The 16,410-nt window shown below is 48.2% G+C and carries 10 protein-coding genes; 5 read left to right on the top strand and 5 right to left on the bottom strand.

The window, feature by feature from the left end; translation table 11 throughout:
• Window positions 1-5 precede the first annotated feature (5 nt).
• Window positions 6-2,435, bottom strand: coding sequence for a chondroitinase family polysaccharide lyase (locus NW212_RS10285; protein WP_258338560.1), 2,430 nt, complete (start codon window positions 2,433-2,435; stop codon window positions 6-8).
• Between the two features lie 335 nt (window positions 2,436-2,770).
• Here NW212_RS10285 and mnmA point away from each other — a divergent pair, with 335 nt between their 5' ends.
• Window positions 2,771-3,832: a tRNA 2-thiouridine(34) synthase MnmA gene (gene mnmA / locus NW212_RS10280; protein WP_258338559.1), complete on the top strand. Its 1,062-nt coding sequence runs from the start codon at window positions 2,771-2,773 to the stop codon at window positions 3,830-3,832.
• Between the two features lie 66 nt (window positions 3,833-3,898).
• On the opposite strand, the gene NW212_RS10275 is transcribed toward mnmA, so the two are convergent.
• Entirely contained in the window at window positions 3,899-5,953 is a 2,055-nt protein-coding gene (locus NW212_RS10275) for a TonB-dependent siderophore receptor (RefSeq protein ID WP_258338558.1), read from the bottom strand.
• A gap of 237 nt (window positions 5,954-6,190) precedes the next feature.
• On the opposite strand from NW212_RS10275, the gene NW212_RS10270 reads away from it, so the two are divergent.
• The 3 genes from NW212_RS10270 (at window position 6,191) to NW212_RS10260 (ending at window position 11,418) form a co-directional block, all read left to right on the top strand.
• Complete coding sequence (locus NW212_RS10270; protein ID WP_258338557.1) at window positions 6,191-10,402, top strand: acyl-CoA dehydratase activase; 4,212 nt, start codon at window positions 6,191-6,193, stop codon at window positions 10,400-10,402.
• Between the two features lie 10 nt (window positions 10,403-10,412).
• Window positions 10,413-11,042, top strand: coding sequence for a TetR/AcrR family transcriptional regulator (locus NW212_RS10265; RefSeq protein ID WP_258338556.1), 630 nt, complete (start codon window positions 10,413-10,415; stop codon window positions 11,040-11,042).
• A gap of 82 nt (window positions 11,043-11,124) precedes the next feature.
• On the top strand, window positions 11,125-11,418 hold the full coding sequence (locus NW212_RS10260) for a hypothetical protein (protein ID WP_258338555.1): 294 nt from the start codon (window positions 11,125-11,127) through the stop codon (window positions 11,416-11,418).
• A 71-nt stretch (window positions 11,419-11,489) separates the two neighbouring features.
• Here the strand turns inward: NW212_RS10260 and NW212_RS10255 are convergent, their stop codons facing one another.
• Entirely contained in the window at window positions 11,490-12,758 is a 1,269-nt protein-coding gene (locus NW212_RS10255; protein WP_258338554.1) for a peptidase U32 family protein, read from the bottom strand.
• An 87-nt stretch (window positions 12,759-12,845) separates the two neighbouring features.
• Between NW212_RS10255 and dusB the strand changes: the two genes are divergently transcribed.
• Window positions 12,846-13,838: a tRNA dihydrouridine synthase DusB gene (dusB, locus tag NW212_RS10250; RefSeq protein WP_258338553.1), complete on the top strand. Its 993-nt coding sequence runs from the start codon at window positions 12,846-12,848 to the stop codon at window positions 13,836-13,838.
• A 223-nt stretch (window positions 13,839-14,061) separates the two neighbouring features.
• Here dusB and NW212_RS10245 read toward each other — a convergent pair whose 3' ends face one another.
• On the bottom strand, window positions 14,062-15,237 hold the full coding sequence (locus NW212_RS10245) for a clostripain-related cysteine peptidase (RefSeq protein ID WP_258338552.1): 1,176 nt from the start codon (window positions 15,235-15,237) through the stop codon (window positions 14,062-14,064).
• An 11-nt stretch (window positions 15,238-15,248) separates the two neighbouring features.
• Window positions 15,249-16,274 (bottom strand): endonuclease/exonuclease/phosphatase family protein, encoded by a 1,026-nt coding sequence (locus NW212_RS10240; RefSeq protein ID WP_258338551.1) that lies wholly within the window; start codon window positions 16,272-16,274, stop codon window positions 15,249-15,251.
• Window positions 16,275-16,410: the final 136 nt, after the last annotated feature.

The following is a 16,410-nucleotide window of genomic DNA, read 5'->3' as shown; positions in this document are numbered from 1 at the left end:
TTCAATCAAAGTTTTATTAATGAAACATAGATGGGATTCCCTTCTGCCAGTTTTGCCTTTAATATGGTATTGCCCCGTTCGTTCTGTCCGATAGTCAGTCCCGATACTTTTTTGTCCGGTTTCAGTTTCCATTTCCCTTTCAGCTCTATTGCCATCGGTGTGGGTCTGGACTCCCAATAATTCTTGCGCAGCATTTCGGGGCGAAGGTTCGGATTACATAAAGCCAGTTCCAGTCCGTTTCCGTTTTTATCCTTCCGTTCCATAACCAGCAGTTCTGTTCCGGAGGCGCATACCGTTCCATAAGAAAGTCCCGATGCCGGGGCGAAAAACGCATAGGCAATCGTTGATGTGGGGCAATGCTTTATCACATGCAGGGAGTCGCGTTCTGCCATCACCTTAAAAAGCTGCCCCTGCTCTTGCTTGTCTGCAATGTCTTTCATCCTTTCGGGAGTTGCTGCCGGAACTACCATAAACTGATAATCGGCCTCCTCCGGCTTGACTCCATGTTCCAGATACGCTTTGGCCACCGTTTCCTTGCCAGACTCTGCCGCTATGCCGTTCACCGAAGGCGTTTCCTGTTCGATATACTTTATGACCAGCTTGTCGTGATTCCGGGGAATATAATAGCCGGTTGTGACAGGAGTCACCATCCACACGCATTCTTCGGGACCGATCGCCGTTTCATGCCCTTGTGGGAAATCTTTTCCGTTTACTGTCAGCGTTCTGTATCCTTTGGAAGTGACCGCCTGGAAAAGATTGGTGGCTGTGATGTAGTCATCCGGATATTCCCCTTGGGCTTCTATGCCGGTGCCCAGGCTGAACAACATACCGTCTATGGCGAATGTAGACTTACAGAATTTCAGGTTTGTAGCTCTGAAGCGCGGATTTCCCCAGCGGTCGTCCTGATCGAAAGCAGCGGCAAATAGTCCGCAGTCTTTCCAGGCCAATGCTCCGGAAAAGTTGGTTGTAGACGACTTTTGGTCAAACCGGTCCGTATCATTCCCTCCCGGCATCATATCCTTCCAGTCCGTATAGTGTACCGTTGTGCTTCCCGGCATCATGTTCCAGTCCCATCCTCCGTCTTTCTTTTTTTTGTCCGCCGGATAGCCGCTCGGCACAAGCCCTCCTTCATAGAGCACCTCCAGTGTTCCATGACTTTGATACCTTCCGAAGCGGTTTTGCCTGCTGTAGATTTCTCCGCCCCAGAATACAGTGGTGGGGCATCTCATGACGGCTACCCAATTATCTTTTCTGTATACGCCCGCCGGGCTGAAATTGAACTGGTAATAGCCGTCGGCATTCACTTCGGGAGCATCCGCATATTTTTTTGTCTTGTAGAAATAATTATACCATGAAGCCAGTTCCGGATCGTATGGCACACCGTCTATATCTCCTCCCACTTCGATCAGCGTTTCAAACAGGTCTTGCGAGAAAGCCACTTCCGTTCCATAAAACGGATGTCTTCCCGCCATGCTGTTTCCGAAGATGCGGTTCTTGTCGGAGTCGGAGCGCACGGCCATCAGATAAAGGCTGACGATGGCTTTGCACATCCTTTGATAAGCGTCCTTTTTTATGCGGAAAGAAGTGCCTTTCAGTTTTCCCATGTATTCCACCCATGTTTTGTAAGCATACATGTATCCGTTATAATGGCTGTTGTGATGAAACCCTGTGCCATCGAGCTTCAGTACATCCTGTCCGCTGGGACTATATTGCGTGCAAGCAGAGAGGAAATGCGAAAAGGCCGACAGATCCCTTACTGCAAGCTTGTTGTCCGGGTTGTGCAGGGCGCAGACAAACAGGTGAGGAGTAACATTATAAATATAGTCCGAATTGACTTGTTCACGGATTTTCTCTGCGCTTAAATACATCTTTTCAGCTTCCACCAGATGCTTCACGGCTGCTATCAGCCTCATCTTCCTTTGTCTGTCGCATACGGGCAGAGCACTTAAAAAATCGGCAGGCACATTGCGCACGTCACTGTAGTTGCTGTATCGGAATGCAGGAATGCTCTCTATCACATTTTGGGTAAAGAGGTAGTCGAGAAAAAGGTTGAGCTGTTGGACGCACTGTTTTTCCTGTACGGCGGCTGCGGCCAAGGCACGCGCCATGCTGCCAAGCTTCCGGGCTTCCTGCTGGGATACTGTCCCATTTTTCAGCAGGTTTTTTCCTGTGACCTCAGATTCATTTACGCGCTTTAATTGATGTAATTGCAATTGAATCCTGGCCGTTTCAATTTCTTTTTCACTGGCTTTCGGGTAAGCCAGTCTGTATTTTTCCCGAAGCATGTCCAGTTCTTTTTGCCGGATGCTTGATACATCTTCTGAACTGTCCGGATGTTTTGCTTCTGATGACGCGGGAATATCCGCCGCTGCAGGAGTGAGCAGCAGCACGCTTCCTGCCAAAACCAACGTTTTTATGATGTCTTTTAATTTCATGTTTTTCATTTTCGGCATTAAAAGCCTGCCGTTTGAATTTTCCGATCAAGTAATATATCAGGCTCTAAAGATATATAATTTTGAAGATATGAAAAAGAAACATTGCAGCTTATAAATTTCTGTTTTTATGATGAGATCCATATCTCCAGGCTGAAAATATATATCTTCAGGCTGGAGATACACATCCTTAGACTGGAGATTTATATCTCTAGGCTGGAGATGCAGATGTTTCCGGAACCTGCCTGTTTTCTCTCCGCCAGCCAAGCAGCCACCTTACGCAGGCGAGGGCAAGGAAATTGCCATTCTGACCGAATTTATTAACTTTGCACATGATTATGGATACAAACAACAAAGTTTTGCTTGGGATGAGCGGAGGAACGGACAGTTCTGTCGCCGCCCTCCTGCTTCAGGACGCAGGCTATGAAGTGACCGGCATCACTTTCCGATTCTACGAGAAAAATGATGACACGGAATATCTGGACGACGCACAGGATTTGTGCAAACGCCTGCATATTCCCCATATCGTATATGATGCACGTAAAGCTTTCAAAGAAAAAATCATTCGCTATTTTATCTCCGAATACATGGCAGGACGTACGCCCGTTCCCTGCACGCTCTGCAACAACTTTCTGAAATGGCCGCTGCTGAGAGATATGGCTGACAAGCTCAACATTTTCTATCTGGCCACCGGACACTACGTAAAGAAAAACTTTATCGGAAAACATTGGCATATCTCCTGCGGAGCTGACCGGGACAAAGACCAGTCGTTCTTCTTATGGGGGCTTCCACAGGATATTCTGGAGCGCATGCTGCTGCCTTTAGGGGAACTGACGAAAACGCGGGTACGTGAGATTGCAGCAGAAAGGGGATTTCTGAAAGCAGCGAAGAAGAAAGACAGCCTGGGCGTATGCTTCTGCCCTATGGACTACCGGACTTTCTTAAAGGAACATGCTCCACACGGCAGCATTGCGCCGGGGCATTTTTACGATACGGACGGAAAAATTATCGGCACACACGAGGGATACCCGTTCTATACTGTTGGACAAAGAAGGGGATTGGGTATAAATCTGAACAAGGCGTTGTTCGTAAAAGACATCTTCCCGAGAGAAAACAAAGTCGTGCTTAGCGGCAGCTTGCAGGATCTGGAAAAGAATGAAATATGCCTGAAGGACTGGAATATCACCAATCCGGCCGCCCTGCTCGAAAAAGATGATGTCATCATAAAAATCAGATACAGAAAACAAGCCAACCGCTGTACTGTACATCTCACGGAAGACAACCAGCTCCGCGTGGAGCTTCACGAGCCGCTTGCGTCTGTGGCATCGGGACAGGCCGCCGCATTCTATCGCAAGGACATTGTTTTAGGAGGCGGCATCATCGAAGCCGCCTTCCCATAAAAAAGTCCAGCGCATCATTCCGAACGCAAAGGCACAACGTTACGGGCCTCTGCGTTCGGCACAGAACTACCACTTCAGCCGCCACACGGCACCGGCACGTACCCAGATGCCAGGCTGAGGGATATTGCCGTAGTCATAATAGGTTCTGTTCAGCAGATTGTTGGCTTCAGCATACACCCGATAAGAAGATGTATCCCACGACAGGCGCGCATCGAGCAGTGAATAAGGCTCATAAGCCACCATTTCTCCGTTCTGCTCATAATTTCCCATACGGTCCTGCCAACGGTAAGATACGTTGAGGTTCAGATTCCGCCAGACACGCAGATTCGCCTGTGCCACAACTTTGTGGCGAAGATACTCCAGCGCATATCTTGACTGGACATCCGGCTCCGACTTCTTATCCTGGTCAATGTAAGCGTATGATACAGTCAGGTTTCTGATGAAAAAAGTCCTGTGCAGCATTTCGTCGAAACTCACATCCAGCGAAGTTTCCACTCCGGTGGTATTTACTTTTGCATGGTTGACAGACTGCCAGGGAGCATCGGCTCCTTCCGACAAATCTTTTATCCAGTCAATCAGATTCGTGCCCCGGTAATGAAAAAGACTGACAGTTCCCCGGATTCCCGGAGTCAGATATTTCACGCCTATCTCATAAGCTTTCATCTCCTCGGGCTTCAGGTACCTGTCGGCCTTGTATCCGTTCACCGAATAATAAAGTTCGGTAAAGGTAGGCATTCTCAAGGATGTGTTGAACGAGGCATACAGCTTCCAGTCGCGTGCAAACTGCCAGCTCGCGTCCACCCCCGGATAAAACCGGAAATTCATTTCATTTCCTGTATTTTTCACGGCTATAACGCCAGCCGAAAGCGTAAACCCTCTCAGCAGGATATTATGCTCCAGATGGAAACTCAGGTTTGTGCGGTTCAGCCCTGCCGTATATTCTCCTCCGCCGGGAGCCGGTTCAGGAAAGTGCAAAGGCTCTCCCAAAGTGGTACTGACCACGCCTTCGTTACGAAACTCCGCGCCGAAAGCGGTCTTTCCCAACGCTGTTTCCAATGTATTGTTCAGATTCAGTCCGTAGACATCCGTCCGATGATAATTGAAAGGCACCGTTTCGGGGCGGTTGCGCACCAGTTCAAAACGGTCTTCCGAACGGTTCCAGTAAACCGAGGGCTTGAAACGATAGACATCGCCCTTGGTTTCCGCCTGGACGGCTGTATAGTATTTGCGTGTATGCTCAAACTGATCGTCATACTTCGCACTGTAGAAAGTGTTTGCCCCATAGTCTTTTTGGGTAAATCCGGCATGCCATCTTACCTCCGCTTTCTCATGGGCATATCCGCCCTGATAAAAGGCTTTCGCCTGTTTGAAGTCGCTGTTCAAACGCCCTGCCGCATTCCGGCTGAATCCGTCACTCCGGCTGAAACCTCCGGAGAACTGGTTGCTGAATGCTCCTTTCGTCAGATTTATATGGCCTCCTCCTTCGAAAAAGCCATACGAACCGCCTTCCGCCCGCAGCTCCATTCCGCTCTGCAAATCGGGACGGGTCACAATATTGATCGCTCCGACCAGTGACGATGTGCCATACACACGTCCTGCAGGCCCTTCAAGCACTTCAATTCGTTCTATTTCACTGATGTCAACTGGAAAATCGGCCGCATTATGGCCAGTCTGGGGGTCACAGATATTGATTCCGTTCAGAAGAATTGTGATTTGGTCGAACGTCCCCCCTCTGATACTGATGTCCGTTTGTACTCCCATGTCACCCCGCTGGCGGACATCAATCCCAACGGCATACTTCAGCAAATCGTTCACACTTTGCGCAGGAACCGCAGCAATGTCGTCACGGTCGAGCACAGTTACCATCCGTGCCGCCTGACTGACGGTCATCGGAACGCGCGTGCCGGTCACCTCCACTTCTCCCAACTCGTACAATTTCTCCTTTGCATGATTTTCTGTCTGCGCTGAAACAGAATCGACATTTGCGAATGTCAGCATTGCAGCCGACAATACACCGATTGTCACCTCCACTTTCAGGCTCATGAAAACAGCATAGGGACGGCGAGAGAAACGTTTGAAACGGACTGCACTGCTGCCTCTCTTAAAGTTTTCTTTTTTCATTGTGAATAAATATAGTTAATAAATACGAGGCAAAGAAACGACAAATAAACCTTACCAGCAAATCTCATCTGCTGAAAATACCCTTGTCACATTCGCCGCATTACGGCAAAGCACATGTTTCCAGCACATTATATTTGAACTGTTAAATATTCATATTTTCATGGCTTACGACGTTTGCATTCGCTTCCAATTGCATACATTTGCGTTTGACAATAGTGTAAAACATGAGAAACTGATATGATTCGGATAGGTATAGATATTGGTTCAACAACCGCAAAGGTTATTGTGCTTGATGAAAAAGGGAAATTGCTTTTCTCCAGATACGAACGTCACAATGCACAAGCAAACGCAACTGTCACGCATATGCTCAAGCTTGCGCTCCGCACCTTAGGCGACATTGAGGCAAATGTAAAAGTAACCGGTTCTGTAGGCATGGGATTTGCCGAAAGATATGCTTTCCCCTTTGTCCAGGAAGTTGTCGCAGCCGCCAAGGCTATTCAAAGGAACTATCCCCAAACAGCATCTATGATTGACATTGGAGGAGAAGATGCCAAAATTGTATTTTTCAGGAACGGCAAAGCATCCGAACTGCGGATGAATGGAAACTGTGCCGGAGGAACAGGCGCATTCATCGACCAGATGGCTGTCATCCTCGGAGTGAACGTACAAGAACTGAACGAGCTTGCGCTGCAGTCTACTCAAATCTATCCAATCGCTTCACGCTGTGGAGTTTTCTGCAAGACAGACATACAGAATCTGATTGCCAAAAACGTAAGAAAAGAAGATATAGCGGCATCTATCTTCCATGCCGTAGCCGTACAAACCGTTGTCACATTGGCTCACGGATGCGACATCGCTTCTCCGGTTCTGTTCTGCGGCGGACCGCTTTCATTTATCCCTGCACTCAGAAAAGCGTTCATCAACTACCTGTCTGTCAGGGAACAGGATATTATCGTTCCTGAAAACGGGGCTATACTGCCGGCCTTAGGAACAGCTTTGTCTGATTCTGACAATGATATATCATACCGACTTTCTTCCCTCATAAGCAGGCTGGAAGAAAAAACCGGAAACAAATCTCCGCAGTCCCATCTGAAACCCATTTTCAGCACAGAAGAGGAATACGAAGAATGGCAAGTGAGGATGTCTGCCTGCAAAGTGGAGGCAAGCGAACTGAAGCCTGGCAGACAAAATGCCTTTATCGGCATCGATTCCGGTTCAACCACCACCAAAATCGTTGTGACTGACGAATGTGCCAGAATCCTGTACTCTTACTACGCCCCCAACGGAGGAAATCCGATTGAAGCAGTGGAAAAGGGACTGAATCTGCTGAAAGAAAAATGTGCGCAAGCAAATGCAGAACTGCAAATAAAAGGAAGCTGCGCCACCGGATATGGGGAAGATCTGATAAAAGCGGCTTTCCAGTTGGATGCGGGCATTGTAGAAACAATGGCACACTACAAGGCCGCACACTACCTCAACAAGGACGTTTCGTTTATCCTTGACATCGGCGGACAGGACATGAAAGCCATCTTCATCAGTCAGGGCACCATCGACCGGATTGAAATCAATGAGGCCTGCTCTTCGGGATGCGGTTCTTTTATCGAAACATTCGCCAGAACTTTGGGCTTTACCGCTCATGAATTCTCAACAGCCGCCTGTCATTCGCTGTCGCCTTATGACTTGGGAACAAGATGCACTGTTTTCATGAACTCAAAAGTGAAGCAGGCACTGCGCGAAGGGGCAGCCATCGAAGACATTGCAGCAGGACTGGCATACTCTGTCATCAAGAACTGTCTTTATAAGGTGCTGAAACTGAAAGACACCTCTGCACTTGGAAAGCATATTGTGGTTCAAGGAGGTACGATGAGAAACGATGCAGTGGTGCGCGCTTTGGAAGTTCTGACAGATACAGAAGTTACCCGATGCAACATTCCGGAACTCATGGGAGCTTTCGGATGCGCCCTTCATGCCATCACCTGCCAAGGTGCTGAAACAGAACTGGACAACCTCATCTCCAAAGCTCACTATACCTCCCGCCTGCTTCACTGCAAAGGATGCAGCAACCAATGTCCGGTGGTCCGCTATCATTTTGACAACGGAACAAACTATTATTCGGGCAACCGGTGCGAAAAGGTATTCACAAACGAAAATATCCGGAAAAAACCGGGTGCAAATCTGTATCAGGAAAAAAATGAACTGCTGTTCAGCCGCTGCAATACAAAAGCAGGAGCTTGCAAACTGACGATCGGTATACCCAGATGCCTGAATATGTACGAGGACTTCCCATTCTGGCATACATTGTTCACCGCATGCGGCATTCAGGTCGTACTTTCCGCCCCCTCCAACTTCAGACATTATGAACACAACGCTAGACTGGTCATGTCCGACAATATCTGTTTCCCGGCAAAACTGGTTCACAGTCATATTCAAGACCTCATAGAAAAGAAAGTAGACCGTATCTTCATGCCTTATGTCGTTTTCGAACGGAACGACAAGGGACAGAACAGCTATAATTGCCCGATTGTTACCGGATATTCTGATGTCATAAAAAGCGTACAGGCATCCGATATCCCGATAGATACACCTGCCGTCACATTCAAGCACGATGAATTGCTGCTGAAACAATGCAGCATCTACTTGAAAAGCCTTGGCTTGAACATGGATGACAAAACCATCAGACAAGCATTCGCCAAAGCTAAAAACGAACAAGAACTGTTCGGTAAAACGCTGGCAGAACGCTGCCGGGAAGCCCTGCGACAGGCAGAACAGGAGGAAAGGCTCGTTATTCTTCTGGCCGGAAGGCCTTACCACACGGATCCGCTGATCCAGCACAAAGTAGCCCAAATAATCTCAGACATGGGGATAGATGTCATTACAGAAGACATCATACGTGACACAGACATCGATATAAACGACAAAAGCATACACTTTCTGTCGCAATGGGCATACCCGAACAGAATTTTAAAAGCTGCCAAATGGTGCAGCATGCAGAACAGCCGGATTCAGTTTGTAGAAATGACTTCTTTCGGATGCGGCCCGGACGCTTTCCTCAGCGATGAGGTGCGCGATCTGCTGATCCGCCACGGAAAAGCGCTTACCTTGCTGAAGCTGGATGACATCAACAATGTAGGATCCATGAAGCTGAGGATTCGTTCGCTGGTGGAAAGCCTGAACGCCGCCATCAAAGCCGACAGGCTGCATAAAGCCACCGCACAGACCATGCCGGCAACGGCTCCTGAGGAAAACAATTGGCTGCAACGAAAAATTATCGTCCCCTATTTCACTCCTTTCCTATCTCCGCTCATTCCTGCCATCATGCGCTGTGCCGGCTATGATGTGGAAAATCTTCCGCTCAGCAATCAAGCATCGTGCGACTGGGGACTGAAATACGCCAACAACGAAGTTTGCTATCCTGCCACATTGATTGTCGGTGATGTCGTGCGAGCTTTCAAGGAGAACCGGTATGACCCGGGAAACACAATCGTTGCATTGACCCAAACAGGAGGGCAATGCAGGGCAAGCAACTATATCCCGCTTATCAAGAAAGCGCTGGCGGATGCCGGATATGCACAGACGCCTGTCGTTTCGCTGACATTCGGCAATTCCATCAACGACGGCCAGCCGAATCTGAAGATAAACTGGCTGAAAATACTTCCCATAGCCTTGCGGAGCATTCTATACAGCGACTGTATCTCCAAATTCTATTATGCATCCGCAGCACGTGAGAAAGAGCCCGGACTGGCCGCAGATTTAAAAGATTATTACCTGAAAACAGCCAGACAAATGATTGCCGAAGGACACTCCGACAAACTGTTTGCCCTGCTTGCAGAAGCTGCCGGAAAATTCAACGGCATTTGCCGCAAGGTTAATTGCCGCAAAGTAGGCATCGTGGGCGAAATCTTCCTGAAGTTCAATCCTTTCGCCCAAAAGAACATCATCGGATGGCTGACAGAGCGAGGCGCAGAGGTTGTTCCGCCGATCATGACCGATTTTTTCACCCAAAGTTTCGTGAATGTCAACGTAAGGATTGCTTCCCACATCGACAAAAAGGAAATGCCTGCCTTCATCTACAAACTGGGATACTCGCTCGTCAAAAGAGAAATCAAGAAAGTGAACGGAATTGCCGGCAAATTCCGCTATTACATCCCTTTCAAGGATATATTCGACGAAGCTGAAGAAGCACGGAAAATCGTTTCACTCAACGCACAGTTCGGTGAAGGATGGCTTCTCCCGGCCGAAATCATGTCGTATGCAAAACAAGGGATACAGAATGTTATCAGCCTGCAACCTTTCGGCTGCATTGCCAACCATATCGTGTCAAAAGGTATAGAAAAACGCATCAAGCATTTCTACCCTGACATTAATTTACTATCTTTAGACTTCGACAGCGGTGTAAGCGACGTAAACGTAACGAACCGTATGCTGCTTTTCATAGACAACTTAAAATAACGAACGGACCATGAATACTGACAACAACGACAATCTGGAGCAGAAAATCATCGACACAGCCAGAGAAATATTCATAGAAAAAGGATTCACAGATACCAGCATGAGTGAAATCGCCGCAAAAGTAGGCATGAACCGGCCGGGAATACACTATTATTTCAGAACCAAGGACAGAATGTTTCAGGCCGTATTCGGAAACATCGTCTTATCTTTTATCCCCCAAATAAAAGACATCATACAGAACAAGGAAAAGCCGATTTCACAAAGAATAAGGGAAATTGTAGACGCCTACTACAGAGTGTTCAAAGAAAATCCCTACCTGCCACTGTTCATGCTGAAAGAAATCAATAGGGACGTATCTCACCTGATCGCTGCCATCGAACAACTGGGAGTAAAACAATACATGACCCAAATCACGGATGAACTGCAAGATGAAATGGCAGAGGGCAGGCTGCGCTCCGTACCTCTGCGGATTGTATTCATGAACTTCTACAGCCTGCTCACCGTTCCTTTTCTCACACGCGACCTGTGCGGCAAGATTTTCATCAACAAAGAGAAAGAAACGTTCGATACACTGCTCGAGCAATGGAAGATACATATCGTCAGCCAAATGACCAACCTGCTGGAGCCAACAAACAACTAAACAATACTAAAAGCATTACAAATCTTTAAAAAATAGAGTTTTTATCCCATTTTATGCTTTCTTTGTAGAAAAGGACCTGAATATGGAGAAAACTTTATTTTTATCAGCAAGCGTCCAGGACGCTTACATCACTCAATTTTGGGCAAGACTTGATGCACTGGTCCAAATGTACAATGAAAGGTACAGCAACATCATATTTGCTGACCTGAAAGAGAAAGAAGCGAACATCTTCTTCGTATACGTAAGAACTAAGGAGAAGGAAGAATTTGAAACGCTTAAGAACGCATGCGAAGATTTTGCCCAAGACGCTTCTTCTTTGATTCCGACCGATTATGTCACATTAAATTTGTTTATCAAGAACTTAGAAAAACAATAATATGATGGTCGTATAAAAGACAAAGGCTGTTTCACTGCATTCTGAAACAGCCTTTGTCTTTATTCCACTTATTATTGCATGTTCTTTTTCAGTTTCTCTGAAGGAACAATCTTGTAGAGCTTGTCGCTGGGACGTATGCGATCAGGAACTTTAAAGGATACATGCACGCCTTTCTTCACAACATCCACCGGCTTCAGATCCACACGGGCCTCATCAAGCGTAACATACATAGCTCCGGTTGTAGGGCCGGTAATCAGCAGCTTGTCGCCGACATTAAGCTCGGCTGCTTCTATCAAAAACTCAGCCACTCCGATATTGGAAAAATACTTGATGCCTTTGCCTGCATACACCTTCTTCTCTGTTGCTTCCGAGCCGTAGTTCCTGCTCCATTCTCCCAAACGCTGGCCCAAATAATAGCCGTTCCAGAATCCACGGTTGAATACAGTCTTCAGGCGCTCATCCCAGTCTGCCACCTTCTCTTCCGTAAATGTCCCGTCAATATACGACTGTATGGCTTCTTTGTAGCATTCTACCACAGTCTTCACGTATTCGGGACCGCGGGCACGTCCTTCTATCTTGAACACACGCACTCCCGCTTCAATCATTTCGTCCATGAAATGAATTGTTTTCAGGTCTTTGGGCGACATGATGTATTTGTTGTCCACCTCCAGTTCAATGTCACTTTCCTTGTCCTTCACGATATAGGAACGGCGGCACACCTGCATACATGCCCCCCGGTTGGCAGAAGCGTTCAGTTCATTCAGGCTCAGATAGCACTTGCCCGACACCGCCATGCACAAAGCTCCGTGACAGAACATCTCTATGCGGACCAGCTCACCCATCGGACCTTTGATCTGCTCTTCCTGAATGGCATCGTATATCTTGCGCACCTGCTTCAGATTCAGCTCGCGCGCCAGCACCACCACATCTGCAAAACGGGAATAGAATTTCAAGGCTTCCACATTGCTGATATTCAGCTGGGTAGAAAGATGCACCTCCTGTCCCACCCGATTACAGTAGTCCATAACCGCCACATCAGCCGCAATGACCGCACTGATGCCGGCCTCTTTCGCTGCATCCACAATCTTACGCATCAGCTCAAGGTCCTCATCATAGATGATGGTATTGATGGTCAGGTAACTCTTCACTCCATGTTCATCGCAAACTTTCGCAATTTCGCGCAGATCGTCAATCGTAAAGGTGTTGGCCGAACGCGCCCGCATGTTCAGGCTTTCAATTCCGAAATAAATGGAGTCAGCGCCGGCATGAAGGGCTGCCGCCAGCGATTCGCGCGAACCTACCGGAGCCATTATCTCAAAATCTTTGATAGAATAACTCATTTCTTTTTCAATTGATTGAAGCGCAAAGGTAGGCATTTTTCGGGATATAATAAAATTTCGCTACCTTTGCAGTCCAATATCAACGGAATGAAAATAAGAAACATCGAATTAGGAGATAAGCCTGTATTTCTGGCCCCCATGGAAGACGTAACCGACCCGGCTTTCCGCCTGCTCTGCAAAGAGTTCGGAGCAGATATGGTATATACGGAGTTCGTATCAAGCGATGCGCTCATACGCTCAATCGGGAAAACAGTGGTGAAGCTGAACATCAGCGAAAAGGAACGTCCGGTTGCCATACAGATTTACGGGAAAGATACGGATACAATGGTAGAGGCTGCACGCATCGTTGAAGAAGCGCAGCCGGATATTCTCGACCTGAATTTCGGATGCCCCGTAAAGAAAGTGGCAGGAAAGGGAGCGGGAGCCGGAATGCTTCAGAATGTTCCCAAGATGTTGGAAATCACACGGGCTGTAGTAAATGCCGTAAAAATTCCGGTCACGGTAAAAACCCGTTTGGGATGGGATGCTGACCATAAGATCATTGCCGACCTTGCTGAACAGTTGCAGGACTGCGGCATTGAGGCACTAACTATTCACGGACGCACACGGGCACAAATGTATACGGGTGAAGCTGACTGGACATTAATCGGTGAAGTAAAGAAGAACCCGCGAATGCATATCCCCATTATCGGAAACGGTGACATCACGAGCCCCCAGCGTGCCAAAGAGTGCTTCGATCTTTATGGAGTAGACGCCATCATGATCGGGCGCGCCAGCTTCGGCCGTCCGTGGATCTTCAAGGAAGTGAAACATTATCTGGAAACAGGCGAAGAGCTTCCTCCCCTTTCGTTCGGCTGGAAGATGAATGTGCTGCGCCGCGAAGTACAGGACAGCGTGAACTTGCTCGACGAACGGCGCGGCATCCTGCACGTGCGCCGTCATCTTGCCGCATCGCCCTTGTTCAAGGGAATCCCCAACTTCCGCGAAACACGCATTGCCATGCTGCGCGCCGAAACGCTGGAGGAACTGAACCGTATCCTCGACCATATTGAAGAAACCTACGGGAAAAGCCAGCAATAACAGACAACCGCAACGGAGCACAACGGAACCTATGCCGCCGAATGCTCCGAAACGGTATATCTTTCTGTTCAGAAACGCAAATTTACGCGGATTCTCGCAGATGATTGTGCCAATTATCTGCTTTTAATCTGTGTTTCTAATATAATATATATCATTTAATCTTGCACACTTACCTATATCAAACCTTACAGTAAGGACAAACCATAAGCCGGTTCATAGCTGACTAATGCGTTGCCCGATACCAATCTGTATCCACCCAGTCTGCGGCTTGCGGACTTATACTGGGAGCAGAAGTCGTAATGCCTGAGAAGGTCCAGACAGACTTTACTCCTCCGGCGGCAGAATAATACTTTTCCGTATGGGCCTTATAAGGAACCGCACGGCCAAGCTGCTCGTTGAACTGCTCCAGCAAGACCGAATCGCTGCAAAGGTGCGATACATAGTCACCGTAATCGTAAAAAATAGCCGGGTCATATCCGTCCATCGGTTGCAATTTCGCGCGCTCCGTTTCATCGAACACAAACAGTCCGTTTATCTCTTTCATCAGAGAAGCCAGTGTTTCCAGCTCAGAGCAACAGGTTATTCCGAACGTGGCATACGGATAACGATAAGCGGCATAGAACTTCTTGAACTCGCGGCAGACGGCCTCATAATCCGGCTCGCCCAACAGATACTTTCCGATTTCCGCATACGGCATGCCGAACGCCATAATCTCCGTGGGGCAAGCGATCAGATAATCTGCCACATGACGCAATGTGTATGCCACTTCAATGGAAGACATATAGCAATCATCAAAAAGGATAAACTCCATCGGCATGCCGGCCCGCTCCAGGCTCTCCGCCAGCGTACTTATATCGGTCTGATAGGCACTGCTTGCTCCCCCGAAATAACGTGTCGCCCAAGCGTTGTCGTACTCCCAGTGAGGCTTGAAGCTTTCGGCGCTCCGGCTCTTCCGGCTCCCATGCACAGGAAGCCAGCCCATGCCGTGGCATCCGATTGTCATGGCATAGCTGCGTGCCGGAGCAAAGCTTTTCACGTCGTTCAAAATGGCGGCAAGCCCTCCGACGGTAGTGAATGCCGGAGAATCGTATGTTTTCAACGTGTTTCTCCGGGTTTCACCGTTCTCATAAACGATTTCGAACATGGAAGCCTCGGAAGAGGTTGTGGACAGAAAGACAACAACCCGCTCATTGTCCAGTCCCTTCTCACGGACAGCCTTCTCCATATCGGATATGTTTGTATAGAAATACGGAGTCAGGTTCGTAGACCACGGGAGATACATGAATAACGTCCTCTCGCAAAACGGTTCTTCATCCGTTTCGTTTTCCCGGCATGCAACCAAAAGAACGATTGCCGCCAGAAGGCAGAACCGGCACGTAAAGTTCAAGAGCTTCACCATACTTTCCGCAATCATTCAACCAGTTCAAACGTAACCAGCACTCCCTTATGGTCGGTAGGCCATACGCCAAGAGGCTCTACAAACCGGTCTTTCGAGGTTTCGACAATCCGCTCCGACTTCCGGATGCTCCCTTTCGGGCCGAACAGCACCGCATCCTTCAGCTTCAGCCTCCGGTCGGGATAAAAGAACACATAATCTATCCGGTCGCGCTCGTCCGATTCGGGAGCCCATGTGAGCCTGTTCACTTTTATCAGGGGATTGTCGGCCGGGAAAGTGAATCCGGGATAGCTGAGCACATCCGGATACACCGTACGGTAAGCATCCACGAATCCGGCATTGTCAAGAAGCAGAGGAACGGTCCACGGGATAATCATGCCGTTGTGGTCATACAGATCCTTCGTTTCCCTGATCCAGTCGAGATGTGACGGCTCGTTGAAATCGCCTCCCAAAACTACCATCACACCATTTTCCACATCCTTCCGCGCTGCCTTGATGAAGCATTTGATCGCATCGTCACGGAAAGAAGCATCATTCACAGCCAGAACCTCGGCGATGCTTTCCGGCTTCGGTATCTTTTTCCACGTGGAACCATCATAACCTCTCACATTATAATAAGCGTCGCTCAGATAATCAAGATGCGCCGTATACACGGCTATTTTCCGCCCGTAAATCTCTGTCAGCATCCGGTGGACAGTCCCATGGTCATCATGCAGCGGATAAACCACCGTGGAATCGGCAATGGGATACCTGCTGAGCAGTCCGGTGTCGTCGGAATAGAACGAATGGTAAGTTTCGCCTCTTTCCTTAAGCGAAGCGACAATCCGGTCACAGAAACGGGTGGAATGATAGTTTCTGACCTCGCTGAACGTAACGAAATCCGGCTTCAGGCGCACGATTTCGTTGACTATGGCATCATAACCTCCGGGCACCACCGTACCTTCCTGCCAAATATTCCATTGCAGGACGGTAAACTTCTCCCCGGCCCGGACCGACAAGCTGAAAAATAAAACAAGCAAACTAAGAATTACGTTCTTCATATAATCTGATTTTTAGTTTCTAAACCGCCAAATGTCGGAAATGTTCACATAACCAACAACACAAATGCGATATTTTCTGATAATTTAAACTTTATGCTCCAACGGCTTCCCACACCGTCTTTTTCCGGATATCTCG

It is taken from the genome of Bacteroides sp. ET225, assembly GCF_024733745.1.
Classification (GTDB): domain Bacteria; phylum Bacteroidota; class Bacteroidia; order Bacteroidales; family Bacteroidaceae; genus Phocaeicola; species Phocaeicola excrementipullorum.
This window is presented reverse-complemented; position numbering and strand designations above follow the sequence as displayed.